Here is a 15,415-nt window from a genome sequence, read left to right as displayed (position 1 = left end):
TCGATATACAATATAAGAGCCTTTATAGGCTAAAAAAGCTGTCCATAAAGTAGTATGACTACTTCATGGACGGCTTTTTTGTTATTCATTCGGTACAAAAAAGTAGTTTAACCTAAATTTTTCATGCTTAGTAACCGACAAATAAGGTACGAGTGTAATTTTTTGAGGAGTGAATTGAAATGAATCGAACGAGCAAGCTATCTTCGTTTATCGCTGTTATGCTGTTGCTCCAATTAAGCCTAGCAGGCTGGTCATCGGCTCCGCAGCAAGCGGCAGCAGCAGCTTCCGGTCCCGTCGTACTTAGTTTGAGCCCAGCCGACGATCTAATTAACGTATCGATCTCCGCTGATTTAAAGATGACCTTTGATGAAAATGTAAGCAAAGGCTCTAGTTCAACGTCTATTAATATTTATGACTATGCAACAAGCAACTTGGTAGAGAGTATACCTCTATCGTCTAATCGTATTACTATTGATTCATCGCAGCGTGTCGTGACAATAGATCCGTCTAATAATTTTGCTTTAAACACGAATTATTACATATTGGTAGATGCCGGTGCGTTTGTTAACCAATCCAATGGTGTTGGTTATGCAGGTATAAAAAGTGCCAGCAGCTGGAATTTTCGTACCGTTGCTGAAGTTGATGTAACCAGGCCTTCTCATACGGGCTTGGCGCCGACTGTCGCTCCAATTGCGGTGACTACACCGATTACGATTTCATTTAATGAGCCTGTTTATGTTGCAAGTGGCAACATACAAATTAGCTCGGTTGAGGACAGCCGTACTATTGCTGTTACATCCAACGCGGTAAGAGGCAGCGGGACGAACCTAATCGTCATTCAACCTCCTGCAGCGCTGCAGCCTAATACAACATACACCGTTACAATTCCAGATACTGCATTTCAAGATGCGGCGGGGAACCTATATTACGGCACATCATGGGTTTTTACAACGGACGCAGCACCGGTCAACGTAGCTGCACCATTTGTTCCTGCAGATAATGCTACTTCCGTACCAGTAAACTCAGAGCTGTTTATCACTTTTGATAAAGCTATACAAGCACGTGCGGACAAATATATTGAAATACGCAGAATTAGCAATAATACTACTTTTGAGCGTTTTAGTGCTCTTTCATCGAGAATTACAGTAACCAAAAATCAAGTAAAAATAACGCCAAGCTCTAACTTTGAACCAAATACAGCTTATTATGTATTAATTGATGCTGGAGCCTTTACCCAGACAGATCCGAATGGATCTCAATGGTATCACGGTATTGCTGGAGCATCCGTTTGGAATTTTAGTACAGACCCAGGCTATGAAACCACTCCGCCTCTTGCAACAGAATTACTGCCGGTAGCGAATGGATCTATCACCAGCTTAAATTCTGTACTCAAAATTAATTTTAATGAACCGGTCTTCCCAAGCAGCGGAGTCATTGAAATAAGAGAAGCTGCAACAGGATCTTTGTTCCGTACTATTCCAATTACTTCGGAACGCGTGACTGGCGGCGGTACCTATCAGATAACGATAGACCCCAATAAAGCGATAAACGGAGAGTCTGAGAAAGCTTTCGTCAACAATACGAAATACTATATAACGATTGGCAATCGCGCTATTCGTGATGCAGCAGGTAATCATTTTGCAGGAATATCCTCATCGACATATTGGTCTTTTACGGTATCTCAAGACACAGTAAGACCAACTCTTTCTTTATTGAACCCGCTTAACAATGCGGTTTCAGTAGGGCTAAATCAAGCTTTTACAGCGACGTTTAGTGAACCGATAAAAAAAGGGGCAACGGGTTCAATCCTATTTAACCCTATTGGAGACAAATCACTGCAGCCGATCACGGCAAACTATTATGTTGATGGTAACAATAATAATGTGTTAGTCATAGCGCCAACACAGCCATTTACTGCAAAAACTTCTTATTATGTAACGATTGATGCGAGTGCAGTAACCGATTTGGCTGGCAATAGCTTTGCTGGAATATTAAATGAATATCAATGGACTTTTCAATCATTTGGTTCTGATACGACAGCTCCTACATTAAGCAAGCTCGAGTGGAGCGGATCAACGATTACGATGACCTATAATGAAGATCTGAATGTGCACGCAGTACCTTCGACAGGAAGCTTTTATGCGACAGTTAATGGAGCGCCTCGTTCTGTTGTCGGTGTTCAAGTTCGCGGAGAAACAGTTATTCTAACGTTATCGAGCCCTATTGTGGCCGGACAAGTGGTGAAGCTCTCTTATTCCAAAGCAGCAGTTAGCCCAATTCAAGATACTTCAGGAAATGAAGCGATTAGTATTGCAAATCAGGACGTATCAGGTGCTAAGGATGTCTCAGCACCAACCATTGTAAGCGGGAATGCTTCGGGTACAGCGATTACTTTATCTTTTAACAAGGATCTAGCGACTGTGAATAGCTACGCCTATTTGCAATTTACGGTTAATGCGGGCGGAGTGAATTACAGTACAACTTCGATCTCAAGCACAGGCGGCAATATTTTGTTAACGATTAATGGCTCGATACAAAATTACCAGAACGTCTATGTGACCTATGCTCCGGGCACGTATCCCATTCGTGATACGGCAGGTAACTATTTGGCAGCATTTAATAACTACAGCCTCTATAGTACGCCAGACACAGGTACACCTAATCTTCAGTCCATTAGCGTGAGCAGTAATATCGTTACGCTGAGCTATAATAAAAGTTTAAATCCACAAAGCGTTCCAACAGTGGGGCAATTTTATGTACTGGTAGATAATATTGCACGCTCTGTTATTCAGGTTCGGATTTCTGGAAGCACAGTTTTATTAACCCTTTCATCAGCTGTAACAGGAAGCCAGATTACGGCAGTTTCCTATTTGGCATCCGTAACGTTAATAACAGATCTTGCCGGCAATGCAGCACCTTCCTTTAACAATGTAACCACAGGTGGTGGAGGCAGCGGAGGGCAAAATGGCAACATTTATGGCGTCATTGCAAAAGGCTCTACGCTTACGATTAATTTTGCAGAATCATTAAATCCAAGCTACGTGCCGTCTACCGTTCAGTTTGCTGTTAACGCAAGTAATTCTGTTAAATCGATATCGAGGGTAGATGTTAGCGGATCGTCCGTTATACTAACGTTAGCCTCTCCTTTTGCCATAGGAGAGACGGTTTCAGTAACTTACTATTCAACTGCGTCAGGACTTCGAACAAACAGCGGTTCAACGATCAATAGCTTTACGAACATAAACGCTGCGAACCAAACGACGATACTTGATGGGTTATCAGGTGACTTTGAAACGTCTGATGGCGGCGGCATCGGCTTGAAAACAACGGCAGCAACGACAATGTTTGACGTATCACCTGCTGGTGTTCAAGCCAACCGATATACCATTTCGAACGATAAGCTCCTTACAGCTTTTCAGACAGCTCGCTCAGCTGGCTTAACTAGTCCGCGTGTAGCCTTTAAAGTGCCAGCATCAGAGAGAGCTGCTATTGTAGCTGTTCCAATCAATGCGCTTGACGCAGCGTATAGCTTGAATTCGAACTCGATATTTGCTGTTCAATATGGAGATGTCACATATGAGCTGCAATTAAATGCTGCAGATTATATGAAAATTAATACGTTACTAAACGGTAATAGCGCGACTGGTCAATTAATCATTCGCATTGACCAAGGGTTATCAACGCTAACTGGTAGTATCAGTACAAAAATTAATAGCTCAAATACAAGCTTGCTTGCAGGTCCTTATCATTTTGATATTAATGCTGTGAGTGGGTCGATTCAAAAGCCATTCAATGATTTTAGCGGTTATGTTTCAAGAACAATCCAGACGTACCAAAATGCAGATTTTAAAAATACTGCCGTAGTATGGTTCGATCCAACAACAGGAGGGCTCTCCTATGTTCCGACCGAGCTTACGACAAGCGGCGGGAAGACGACAGCAACTTTTAAAAGAAAAGGAAACAGCGCTTATGCGCTTGTTAGCAATTCAGCCAGCTTCTCCGATCTATCGAAGCATTGGGCAGCTTCTGCTATCCATATCATGTCGCGCAAATTCATCGTGGAAGGGCGCTCGGCAACGAAGTTTGAACCAGAGAAGGCTATTACACGAGGTGAGTTTGCGACCTATATCGCCAAAGGGCTTGGCCTCAGCAGCGACAGGAGTGCAGCAGCTAAGTTCAAGGATGTAAATGCAAATACAGCGATGGGGGCGTATATTGGAGCCGCCTCAGCGGCTGGAGTCGTCGCTGGCAATACGGACGGCACCTTCAAGCCAAACAACCCGATTACACGTCAGGAAATGGCCGTTATGATGATTAGAGCAGCGAAGGTGGCTGGTCTAACGGTGCAGCTGCCAGAATCGGCCGCAACTTATCTCAAGAAGTATACGGATCGAGGCAAGGTAGGCGCTTGGGCGCAGACAGACATGGCGAAATCAGTGTACATTGGTGTGATTAGCGGTAAAACAGCAACAACATTGAGTCCGCAAACCAATGCAACTCGTGCAGAAGGAACGGTTATGCTTCTTCGTTTGCTGCAGAAGGTGAAATTCCTTTCATCGTAATAATTGAACCAAAGCAGAGCAGCTCGCCCAAACGGCGAGCTGCTCTTTTTATGTCATTCATTTCCACGATGTACATAGCTGATATCTATCACCCTATAGAAAGCGATAGCAGTCTTCTATCATGCGTAACTTTTCTACAACTCTTGTAGTCTATAACTAATAGATTAATGGATGGGAGAGTTGTAAATCTAATGAGTAAGTTTCAAAAAATCATAGATCGGCAGTCAGAAGGCTTAGGAAAACGGGTTATAATCGTCGTATTAGGTGGAGCATTGCTAGTACAGCCTTTAGCTTCAATCTTGCCTAGCAGCTGGCAGACGGCAGTCATTCAATCGGCAGAGGCAGCTGCTGACCCTACGCTTAAGCTGTCGCAGCAATCATTTATAACAGCAGGCGCCAAGCGCCTTGACTATGTATTCCAAACGACACGCGGCAGCTCCAAGGTGCAAACCGATGTGCATGTCATTGAAATCGATCTTACAAATCCCTACGTATCTATAAATGCGATGAGTGGAAAAAATAATAGCATAGGTCAATTAAATACGATACTTAATATGACAAAAGAAAACGGAGCCGTAGCTGGCATTAATGCAGACGTATTCGTAATGGGCAATGAGGGCGCCCCGCTTGGCGGGCAAATCGCAAGCGGCATGTTTATGTCGAGTCCTGCGAAGCTGAAGGGGATGTACGCATTCTCGGTTTCTAAAGACCGCAAACCGATGATTGACAACTATAGCTTCAATGGCCAGGTAACGGCAGCAGACGGCTCTACCTTCCCGCTGGAAGGGCTTAACCAATCTGCTTATATTCCGGAGACAACGGGCTCTAATTATAGCCATGTCAATATGATGTATATCTATACAAGTGCTTGGGGCGGTACAGAACGCCCGAAAAACTCAGGCTCCACGCCTACCGAAGTATTAGTTCGCAATGGCGTAATTGAGGAGATTTCAATCGATAAAGCAATCGCAGGTCAAGCACCTGCTGATGGATACATACTCCGGTCACATGGCCTTGCTGCTAATTATGTGAAGGAGCATTTACAGGTTGGGCAAGCGATCAATGCGGATTATGCGCTCGTTTCGCAAACGACGGGAGCGAAGGTTGATCCGAACTCTTTTGAAATGATGGCTGGCGGTCATACATTGTTAGTCAATGCGGGTGCAGTAGCTCCATTCTCACGCGATATTACAGGAGTAAGCGGCTCTTCCTATACATCTCGTTCAGCGGTTGGTTATTCACAGGATGGCACTAAAGTATATCTCATCACGAGTGAGCGCAGCGGCGGGAATACGGGTGTAAACTTGAAGGAGCTTCAGCAAATTATGCTGCAGCTAGGCGTATATAAAGGCGTCAATCTGGATGGCGGCGGTTCTACAACGATGATCGAGCGTCCACTGGGAACAAATGATTTGAAGCTATCGCATCCTACGCAATATGGCACCACCCAAAGAAGTGTTGCAAACGGCATAGGCGTATTCACAACTGCTCCAGCAGGTTCGTTGAAAGGCATTTCTGTGAGCGGCGCTAATGTTATGTTTATCGGTCAAAAATCGTCGTATTCATTAAAAGGCTATGACACGTACTATAACCCGTTTGAAGTAGACAATTCATCTGCCGTATGGAGTACCGAGAAAGCCATTGGCACGTTCAAAGGCAATGAATTTACTGCCACAAAGGCGGGTAAAACGAATCTCACTGTGAAATCAGGAGCGATCTCTACCAAACAAGAAATTGAAGTGATTGGACAGGATCAAATTGCATCGCTCTCCATTGATACGAATGCAGGTGTGCTGGCAAAAGGAGCAACGATTTCTGTTCCGCTTACTGTAAAGCTGAAAAACGGAAATTCATATAAGCTTAGCGCTGACTCCGTGAAGTGGGAGTTTGTTGGATTTACCGCATCGAGAAACGGCGATAACCTAACTGTGCAGTCGGTTAACGCAGGTACAAGCACAGGTTATGCCATTGCTCGTTATGATGGTTTTCCGACAATGATTCCATTCACACAAGGGGAAGCAGTAAGCACCTTTGAGGATTTCGAAAAATCGACCTACCCCATTACATCACAGGTCACGCCTGCGACAACAACAGGAAGCGTAAGCTTGGTATCCGATTTCCAAGGACAAGCTTCTTCGAAAGCATTAAAGCTGGATTATGATTTCACAAACGGCACAGGAACTAAAGCATCGTATGTAGTATTTAATACAAACGGTCGTGCGATTGAGGGTTCACCTACTTCCATGACGGTTGATCTTTATGGCGATAACAGCTTGAACTGGGTGCGCGCAGAGTTCATTGATGCGGATGGCAAAGCACATCTTATCGATCTTGCAAAACAGCTTGATTGGAGCGGCTGGAAGAATGTGAAGATGAATTTATCCTCTGTAGGGATGAAATTCCCTGTTAAACTAAAAAGAATTTACGTTGTGACGATCGCCGAAGGGCAGGATGAGCGTTCTGCAACAGGTTCTATTGGACTAGATAATATGAAGCTGCAATATCCGCCTTCCGTAACGGTTGATTCACAAACTAAGGTCGTTATGACTGTAGGCAAATCTGCTGCGACGGTTAATGGAAAAGCGATTACACTTGATTCAGCACCAATCGTTTTGAATGGAACGACATTTGTACCTGTCCGGTTCGTATCCGATGCCATGGGAGCGAAGCTGTTATTTGACGGGAAAACGGGTCAAGTCACCGTTCTTCGCGGCAATAAGCTGATGGAAATGACACTCGGCAAAAAGGATCTTATTTTAAATGGCGCTCTGCAATCGTCAGATATTACGCCTATCGTTCGTAATAATCGGACGCTCATTCCGGTCCGTTTATTTTCAGAGAAACTAGGCCTAAAGGTCGGGTATGACGGGAAAGCGAAAAAGATTACCATCGATTAACGATGGACGAAATATATCCAATCTGTGGTATGATAGAGTAGATTAACCTTTAATATAGAAAGGTTGCCGATCTACAGTGGACCACCTTACAGTCGATATAAATCGAGTCATTAAAAACGCAATCGAAGTGATGGAAGACAGCAAATACCAGATTTATGAAATATGTGAATCCGCGCGCACGGAGCTAGAATCACTCGAGCAGGAGCTTGAAATTGTCCTTCAAGAAACGGTGAAGACAATTGACAAAGTTGACCAGCTGGAGCAAGACTATCGCCGTGCGCGTATAAGGCTGACAGAAGTGAGCCGGGATTTCGTGCGATACAAGGAAGATGACATTAAGTCTGCCTATGAGAAGGCTACACAAATCCAGCTGGATTTGATGGTGTACCGCGAGAAGGAATCCTACTTGAAAGCACGTCGAGATGATTTGCAAAAACGTGTTCGAAATGTAGAAAATTCCATCGAGCGTGCTGAAACGATTGCTTCGCAAATAAATGTCGTACTTGAATATTTATCGGGTGATCTTAATCAGGTTACTCGTATTCTTGAGTCTGCCAAAACCAGGCAGCTGCTGGGATTGAAAATTATTTTGGCGCAAGAGGAAGAGCGTAAACGGATCGCCAGGGAAATCCATGATGGTCCCGCGCAATCACTCGCAAATATCGTTCTTCGAACAGAAATTGCAGAACGTATGCTAATCAAGCAGGAATTTGTGATGGTGCAGGAAGAATTAGTAGATTTAAAAGGACAAGTGCGCTCCGGCCTTGAGGAAATTCGCAAAATTATATTTAATTTGCGCCCGATGGCGTTGGATGATTTGGGGCTTGTGCCGACTCTTCGAAAATTCACTCAGGATTTTGAAGAGAAAACAAAAATACATACCATATTCGAGCTTATAGGTAAAGAAACTCGGATGCCCTCTGCAATGGAAGCGGCGATATACCGCTTAGTTCAGGAAGCTTTTACCAATGCACTAAAACATGCGAGCGCTTCACATGTAATGCTCGAGATTAACTATCAGCCACAGCATATTTCACTCGTAATTCAAGACAACGGCGTTGGATTTAACAGCGATTTAATCGAGCAGGATGCTACTCGAAACGCACATTTTGGATTGGTAGGGATGAGAGAACGCATTGAGCTAATAGAGGGAAGGATGGATATAGACTCAAATCCCGGTAGAGGGACGAAAATTATAATAGATATACCTACTACTGCCGAATCTAGAAAGGAGTAAGATGATGATGATCCAAAGAGCTGCAAGCAATGTGAATACAATCAAAATTTTACTTGCGGATGACCACCAGCTGTTTCGTGAAGGACTTAAGCGGATTCTAAATATGGAAGACGATCTTGAAGTTATCGGCGAATGTGGTGACGGCATTCAAGTTTTAGAGTTTTGCAATCATACCATACCTGAAATTGTCCTGATGGATATTAATATGCCTATAGAGAACGGTGTCGTGACGACTGAACGATTAAAAAGTATGTTTCCTGATGTTAAGGTTATCATTTTATCTATCCACGACGATGAGAGCTATGTATTCGAGACCCTTCGTAAAGGGGCTACGGGTTACCTTCTGAAGGATATGGAGGCAGAATCGCTAATTAACGCCATTCGTTCCGTTGTCCAAGGTCATGCCTATATCCATCCTAAAGTGACAGGCAAGCTCATTAACCAGCTTCGCCGTATGACGTATTTGGATGAGATGGGAATTGTCTCAGGTGCTGCAGCTGCTCAGGAACCGGGAGTTAAGTTCGTTGCTGGCGATGAAAGCCCATTAACACGCCGTGAGGCAGAGGTGTTAAGGCTTATGGCAGAGGGCAAGAGCAATAAGCTCATTGGAGAGTTTTTATTCATTAGCGAAAAGACGGTTAAAAACCATGTGAGCAGCATTTTGCAAAAGATGGAAGTTGATGACCGTACGCAAGCTGTTATCCAATCGATCAAATATGGATGGGTTACACTGTAGCAGCCTTTTTGATCATTACTTACATATCGAGCAAAATCCCGTATCGGTTGATGCGGGTTTTTTTTGTTTGCAAATAATGTTGTGGAAAAGAAAAACACTCCTAAGCTATATAAGAACAGCCTAAGAGTGCGTTTTGGAACATATCATCTTAATTATTTTCTTTGTTTTTGTTTGCGAAGAGTAATGAATCCCGCTGAAAGGGCAAATGCCCCGATGAGATAATAAGGAACCGGACTGCTTTCGCCTGTTTTTGGCAGAGTAGCAAGCGGGACTTGATCTTCATCTACAGCAACAACAGGATCGATTGGCGGCTCGCCTTCTCCACCTTCAGTAACTCCTCCAACAGGTGGATCTTCATCATCAATTTCAACAATAGGTGTTGCTTCAGGTGATGATGTAGGTGTTGTCGTTACTGTAGTTGTTGCAGTAGGCGTGTTGTTAGGCGTGCTCACAGGTGTGGAAGGTGGTGTATTGTTAGGTGTGCTCTCAGGTGTTGGAGTTGGTGTAGCTGTAGGCGTGCTCTCAGGTGTAGGAGATGGTGTAGCTGTAGGTGTGCTCTCAGGTGTAGGAGTTGGTGTAGTTGTAGGTGTGCTCTCAGGTGTAGGAGTTGGTGTAGCAGTAGGTGTAGTCTCAGGTGTAGGAGTTGGTGTCGATGACGGTGTTGGAGTAGGCGTAGAGCAGGTTTCGCCTGCGTTCACAAGTGAAAGCTCTTTCTCCTTGCCCCAATGGATCTTCAGCGTATTAGGTACAGCTTGTGGATCAGTTGGGTTGACGAGCTCCGTATTCGTTGAAAAGCTTACGGAACCTTTTCCAGGTATTACGCCATTTCCTGTTTGAGTGGAATTTGGAATTTCCCATGAATAAGAAACCTCAATGTTACTCTCATTGGTTACTTTCCAAGCTCTTGTTTTATTCGGGTCGGCGGAGCAGGCCGTTTCAAGTTTGAGCTTAGCCGTATTAATAACTGCTTTTTGCACAGATTTATCTGTGGTTACTACGATCTGCTGGGTAGCCACTAAATCGGTGGTAAAGCCATCTAAGGTTAATTCTTTTAATGTATAGGTGCCGATAGGCAATTCGTTGAATTGCAAAATACCGTCACTATTGGTAACGCCGCTTTTGACTAATTTATCGTCTTTCCAAAGCTCGAAGGTAATGCCTGCATGAGGAGCGCCCTCGACATCATTTAAATGTTTGTTGATGATGATACTACCCGTGCAGCTGTTCGAAAGCTTTAGATTCCATGCTAAAATTTTGTCACCATGAGCGCCGGGACCCAATGTCTTAATTAAATCTCCGCTATAGATATCTAATTGATAAGGCAAGCATCGTGGAATGTTAATCGAAACGGAGTAAGTACCTGCTTTGGGATATATAATAGACTGTCCCTCAAAAAATGTTTGCTTGTTGTATGGAATGGTTGTATCGCCGGGTCCAGGTGCCCAGTCAGCAGGGCCTTCATAGCCGGAGAAGCTGACTCTAACACAATCTTTTAACGTCTGGAACGTAGCGGTAGCTGTTCCGTTATTATTGACTACGATATTGGAATGCGTGGCAATGACATCCTTGCGATCCGATGAGTACTGTGGACAGCTATTCTCATCTACGAGTGCTGCAGCATTCGTACCTTGATTGCTATCACCTTCCGCCATGGCAAGGGAACTAAGCGACAATGAATAAATTAATAACAGAGCCAGGGCTAAACTGATTTTTTTCCTAAAATAACGCATCTTTCACTCTCCTCTTAGATACGTAGTGGGGTTCCAAGAGGGCCGGTTACACTACTAGCTCCATATAATCCAAGTGTCCAATTGTAGATTATACTTCATCGCTTCCCTAGTTATTTTGATTGTGAAAATCCACTCTCCCTTTCTATATGCGTGCACCGGTTATATATGCATGCTTTCATATTAAAATGATAACATGTATTGGAAATTGCTCAAGGGTGTTTCTTTGTCAGAAAATGACTAATAATCATCATAAAGCAGGATATATTTTTGGCATAACACACATTTTGTCACCTTGTCCCTTGATTGCGGAACCAGTGGGCTCTTCATGGCATATAGTGTCACAAAGAGGAGGTGGCCGCCATGTTTGAACTTCTACTTCTTGTTATTGGCTGTTATGCTTTGGCTGCATTGTCGGTGCATCTGGCGTATCGAATTTGGCGAGGGCGCCAGCAATCCAGCAAGCATTATGTGCTCGTTGCTGACGTTCAGCAAAACAATATGGAATGGTATGTACGTTCGCTGTTTTCTTTCTCTCGGCGAATGGGGAAAAACGTTCGTTTGACGATCGTAGATCAAGGGGTTACAGAGGAGACACTGGCTATTGTTGAACGATTAGCTAGAAAGGGCGATGAGGTCAGGATTCACTCTAATGGATCTAATCCGTTGTCTGAAAGCGAAGGCAGTAAGCGTTCTCAAACAGAGGGTGTGGATGGAACTCAGCTGCTATGGCTGCTCCAGGCAGAAGGAGTTGTGTCGCTTTCCGATCATGCGGTGCTAATTGATTTGCAAAATCCGACAGATTTGTCGAAAATGCCATTTTAGTATATACTCTACGGTAATGAAATAGTCGGAGTGAAGCACACTCAATAACGCAAATGCGTTGTTGGGTGTGCTTTTTTTTGTTTACAGTGCTTGCAAACATCATTCTCCTTTTGTCAGGGAAGGGAGAGGCCATAGTTAACATAACAGATGAATTATGAAGTCAGTTCTATAAAGTGTCGAGGGAGCGAATAGAGATGAAGGCACAATTGTATGTTGTGAAAGTGAAAGACTGCTGGCAGGCTCGACTGACCATCAAGGCAATGGTGGATAAATACTTCTGGATGCATGGAACATTTGGTAAAGCGGGATTCTTGAACAACGAGATCGCAGAGGAGGGATGGCTGCTAAAAGAAGAACTGCCGCTCGGGGATGCGTGCGTTGCAGTGGAGCTTTGGGATGCGGCTATGAAACGTGGCAGCGGCGGCAGAAACGGTGCGAGTAAAAGTTTGAATGAAGGAGGACGGAATGCTGATTATGAGGCGATTGAGCTGTTGGCGGCATGTGCGGAGGAAGCAATAGCTGATGGGGCGAGTGGAGATGCAGCAGCTGGCGGGTTGAATAGTAGTAATCAGAAATCTAGTGAGTTGGAGAGAAATTATCGGAAACACAGTGGAGGAGTAGAGCAAGCAGTTCATAATGGTAAGATTAGTTTCGGGAGTCGTTGGCGTTTTTTGGGTAATCGAGGGAAGCGGAAAGGAGCGTTGGCGATAGAGAGGCTTTTTGGTTTAGTGGAGAGGTGGGAGAAGGTAGGGGGCGTTGTCGTTGGGGAAATCGGAGGAGCAGCGCTTGCGAATAATGGTGAAAAGCATAGCAGCGCTAAGCGTGTGGGTGGCGAGGGAGCGCGAGTTTATAGCGCTGCAGAGCTGGGAGAGATCGCGGCAGGAGCGAAGCTTGCCGCGGGTATGCTGCAGGGACGTGCGCTTTTGCGAAGCGAGGCGCACGCCCTGTTGTCTAGCGCAAGCTGTCCCGGTGCCGCGTCAAGCTGGAGAGAATTGCTCCAGCTTGCTTCGCTGCTCGGGCAGGTGCGCCTGAGTGGATCAATCGCCGCCGTGGGTGGCGGGCGATTGGACGCTTTAGGGCGCCGCAGGCGCGAGCGCAGCTGTTTGCGCTGCGGGAGCGGCGAGGCGCAAATGCACCGCACGGCATGTGCAGCGTGCGGGAGGCACTGCGCCTATTGCATGGCGTGCATTGGGATGGGGCGAAGCCGGGAATGTGAGCTGCTCATTACGGGGCAGCGCGCGGGGTTGAATTGGACAGAGACGACGGTTCGCGGCTCTGGTAAGGGGTTGAGGCAGCTGACGTATGAACAGCGGCTTGGTAAATGGGGGCTTAGCCCTGCGCAGACAGCTGCAGCAGCCAAGGCACTGCAGTTTGTGGAAGAGCCGCCGATAGACACGGCATTGTCAAAGCTGGACAAGCAGCGCCAGATGAGAGAGTTTCTGCTTTGGGCTGTAACAGGGGCTGGCAAGACGGAGATGATTTTTCCGCTTGTTGAGTCTGTCCTGCTGCACGGCGGAAAGGCGCTTATTGCCACACCGCGCCGTGATGTGGTGATTGAGCTTGACCCGCGTATTCGGAAAGCTTTTCCTAAGGCGTCAGTCGTAACATTATACGGTGGTAGTGATCAGCGCTGGGAAAGCGGAGATATTACGCTTGCCACAACGCATCAGCTGATGCGGTTTTATCAAGGCTTTGATCTCGTTGTAGTTGATGAACTAGATGCGTTTCCTTTTGCGGGTGACCCATTGCTGCATTTTGCAGCAGATAAGAGCTGTGCGCCAGGCGCTGCTCGTTTGCTGCTGTCTGCTACGCCGCCTAGCGAGCTGCAAAGAGCAGCAAAACGAGGGAAGCTGCCTCATGCAAGAGTACCTGTTCGATATCATCGTCATCCGCTTCCAGTGCCCAAGCTTCTACAAACGCCAACAGTAAAGCAGATGCTCCAGCACCGCAAGCTGCCGTCAAAGCTGTTAGCGGCCATGCGGTCATCGCTTGATCGAGGTGCTCAGCTGTTTGTATTCGTACAGCAAATTGTTCAAACCGAGCCTATGGCGGCTTTATTACGTGCTGCTCTATCACATCCTGCTGTTGCAGCAACCTCTTCACAGGATGAAGAACGAACAGAGAAGGTTCAGCGTTTTCGCTCGCGGAATATACGAGTACTAGTCACAACTACCATTCTAGAGAGGGGCGTCACGATTCCTAAAAGCGATGTCTATATTCTCGACGCGGACGGAAGGTTATTTGACGAGGCTTCACTGGTTCAAATGGCTGGAAGAGCTGGCCGCTCTGCGGATGATCCATTCGGTCGTGTGTACTTTTGCAGCCATGATCGCAATCGCCCTCAGTTGCAGGCGGTACGCCATATTCAAACGATGAACCGCATGGCTCGCAAGCAAGGCTACTTGCTCCCCACACCCAAAGGAGGCTCGCCAAAATGAACGTCTCGCCAAAAGCATGGCTGCAGCGTCTGCAATCCGCTTTCACCACATCTGCGCAGCTGCTCGCTCCAACGTCTGCCGCATGTCTCCTATGCGGCAAACCGCAAAGCGAGGCTCGCAGCGCGAGCAGCTACAACCACGCGAAGCTGACGACCCAGCTTCGTAATTCCCTTTGCGTAGCGTGCCTCTCCGCAATACCATGGCTGACCCGCATCGCCTGCCGTAGATGCGGGCGCGGCATCCCATGCGAAGACTGCACACGTCGTCCGCATGGCGCATTCATATGCAACCGCAGCGCGGTTCATTATAATCAAGCGATGCGAGCCATGCTCGCCTTGTATAAATACAGGGGCAATGAGCAGCTTGCCCCTTTGCTCGGGGATATGCTTTTGCCTCCATTCGAGGCGATGACCATGGAAATCATTCAACAGTTTATCGTGGCAAGCAGCAGCAGTCGTAAACCAAAAATATCAATAGCAGACTGCTGGGATGCTATTACCTACGTTCCTGTAAGTGAAGAACGAGAAGCTGATCGGGGGTTCAACCAAGCTCAGCAGCTAGCCAGCCATATCGCGAGGCGTTTTCAGCTGCCGCTTATAGAATTGCTCATTCGTTCGCGACATTCAGAGAAGCAAAGCTTCAAAACGCGCTCCGAAAGAATGCGCGATACACAATCTCTTTTTGAAGTGAATACGAACAATTTGAGCTTATTAGCCTCTGAATCCCATAGCAAAAATCATCTAAATGATAGAGCTGTTCGTATACTTTTAATCGATGATATCTACACAACTGGAAGTACAGCAGAAGCCTGCTCTAAGGCTTTGCACCTTAATGCGGAGCTTCCGCTCGATATCTATATTTTGACCTGGGCTCGTTCATAATTCAGCTAGGCTGATAGATCTAATAATTAGATTGATAGTGAAAAAGTTAATGCTATCGATTAGAATGTAACTAATAGCTAGTATGGTTTTACAAAAAAAGGAGGGCTCAGAG

8 protein-coding genes and 1 riboswitch are annotated in these 15,415 nt (G+C 45.8%); of the genes, 7 read left to right on the top strand and 1 reads right to left on the bottom strand.

Annotated features, from left to right (window positions below):
* Nucleotides 1-179 precede the first annotated feature (179 nt).
* From AC0VYE_RS31930 to AC0VYE_RS31915, 4 genes are all read left to right on the top strand, one after another.
* Complete coding sequence (locus AC0VYE_RS31930) at nucleotides 180-4,562, top strand: Ig-like domain-containing protein (RefSeq protein ID WP_475444808.1); 4,383 nt, start codon at nucleotides 180-182, stop codon at nucleotides 4,560-4,562.
* Nucleotides 4,563-4,753: 191 nt separating this feature from the next.
* Entirely contained in the window at nucleotides 4,754-7,459 is a 2,706-nt protein-coding gene (locus AC0VYE_RS31925) for a stalk domain-containing protein (protein ID WP_475444806.1), read from the top strand.
* A 76-nt stretch (nucleotides 7,460-7,535) separates the two neighbouring features.
* Nucleotides 7,536-8,696: a sensor histidine kinase gene (locus AC0VYE_RS31920; protein WP_076266205.1), complete on the top strand. Its 1,161-nt coding sequence runs from the start codon at nucleotides 7,536-7,538 to the stop codon at nucleotides 8,694-8,696.
* Between the two features lie 7 nt (nucleotides 8,697-8,703).
* Nucleotides 8,704-9,432, top strand: a complete 729-nt coding sequence (locus AC0VYE_RS31915; protein ID WP_076266609.1) for a response regulator — start codon at nucleotides 8,704-8,706, stop codon at nucleotides 9,430-9,432.
* A gap of 152 nt (nucleotides 9,433-9,584) precedes the next feature.
* Here the strand turns inward: AC0VYE_RS31915 and AC0VYE_RS31910 are convergent, their stop codons facing one another.
* Nucleotides 9,585-11,162 (bottom strand): SpaA isopeptide-forming pilin-related protein, encoded by a 1,578-nt coding sequence (locus tag AC0VYE_RS31910; protein ID WP_475444803.1) that lies wholly within the window; start codon nucleotides 11,160-11,162, stop codon nucleotides 9,585-9,587.
* Nucleotides 11,163-11,193: 31 nt separating this feature from the next.
* Nucleotides 11,194-11,277: riboswitch (cyclic di-GMP riboswitch) on the bottom strand.
* 245 nt (nucleotides 11,278-11,522) lie between these two features.
* Here AC0VYE_RS31910 and AC0VYE_RS31905 point away from each other — a divergent pair.
* The 3 genes from AC0VYE_RS31905 (at nucleotide 11,523) to AC0VYE_RS31895 (ending at nucleotide 15,303) form a co-directional block, all read left to right on the top strand.
* Nucleotides 11,523-11,984, top strand: a complete 462-nt coding sequence (locus tag AC0VYE_RS31905; protein WP_076266203.1) for a glycosyltransferase family 2 protein — start codon at nucleotides 11,523-11,525, stop codon at nucleotides 11,982-11,984.
* A gap of 194 nt (nucleotides 11,985-12,178) precedes the next feature.
* Nucleotides 12,179-14,422, top strand: a complete 2,244-nt coding sequence (locus tag AC0VYE_RS31900) for an ATP-dependent helicase ComFA (RefSeq protein ID WP_475444800.1) — start codon at nucleotides 12,179-12,181, stop codon at nucleotides 14,420-14,422.
* Nucleotides 14,419-15,303, top strand: a complete 885-nt coding sequence (locus AC0VYE_RS31895) for a ComF family protein (RefSeq protein ID WP_475444798.1) — start codon at nucleotides 14,419-14,421, stop codon at nucleotides 15,301-15,303. The genes AC0VYE_RS31900 and AC0VYE_RS31895 overlap by 4 nt, the downstream gene beginning before the upstream one ends.
* The last annotated feature ends 112 nt before the right edge of the window (nucleotides 15,304-15,415 follow it).

Source organism: Pristimantibacillus sp. Z349TD_6, assembly GCF_056173205.1.
The sequence above is the reverse complement of the archived record's forward strand: the minus strand, read 5'-3'. Positions and strand labels throughout refer to the sequence as shown.

Bases quoted from the DNA above. Each gene is read 5' to 3' on its own strand.
- AC0VYE_RS31930 (WP_475444808.1), top strand. From the start codon at position 180: ATGAATCGAACGAGCAAGCTATCTTCGTTTATCGCTGTTATGCTGTTG.
- AC0VYE_RS31925 (WP_475444806.1), top strand. From the start codon at position 4,754: ATGAGTAAGTTTCAAAAAATCATAGATCGGCAGTCAGAAGGCTTAGGA.
- AC0VYE_RS31915 (WP_076266609.1), top strand. From the start codon at position 8,704: ATGATCCAAAGAGCTGCAAGCAATGTGAATACAATCAAAATTTTACTT.
- AC0VYE_RS31910 (WP_475444803.1), bottom strand. From the start codon at position 11,162: ATGCGTTATTTTAGGAAAAAAATCAGTTTAGCCCTGGCTCTGTTATTA.
- AC0VYE_RS31905 (WP_076266203.1), top strand. From the start codon at position 11,523: ATGTTTGAACTTCTACTTCTTGTTATTGGCTGTTATGCTTTGGCTGCA.
- AC0VYE_RS31900 (WP_475444800.1), top strand. From the start codon at position 12,179: ATGAAGGCACAATTGTATGTTGTGAAAGTGAAAGACTGCTGGCAGGCT.
- AC0VYE_RS31895 (WP_475444798.1), top strand. From the start codon at position 14,419: ATGAACGTCTCGCCAAAAGCATGGCTGCAGCGTCTGCAATCCGCTTTC.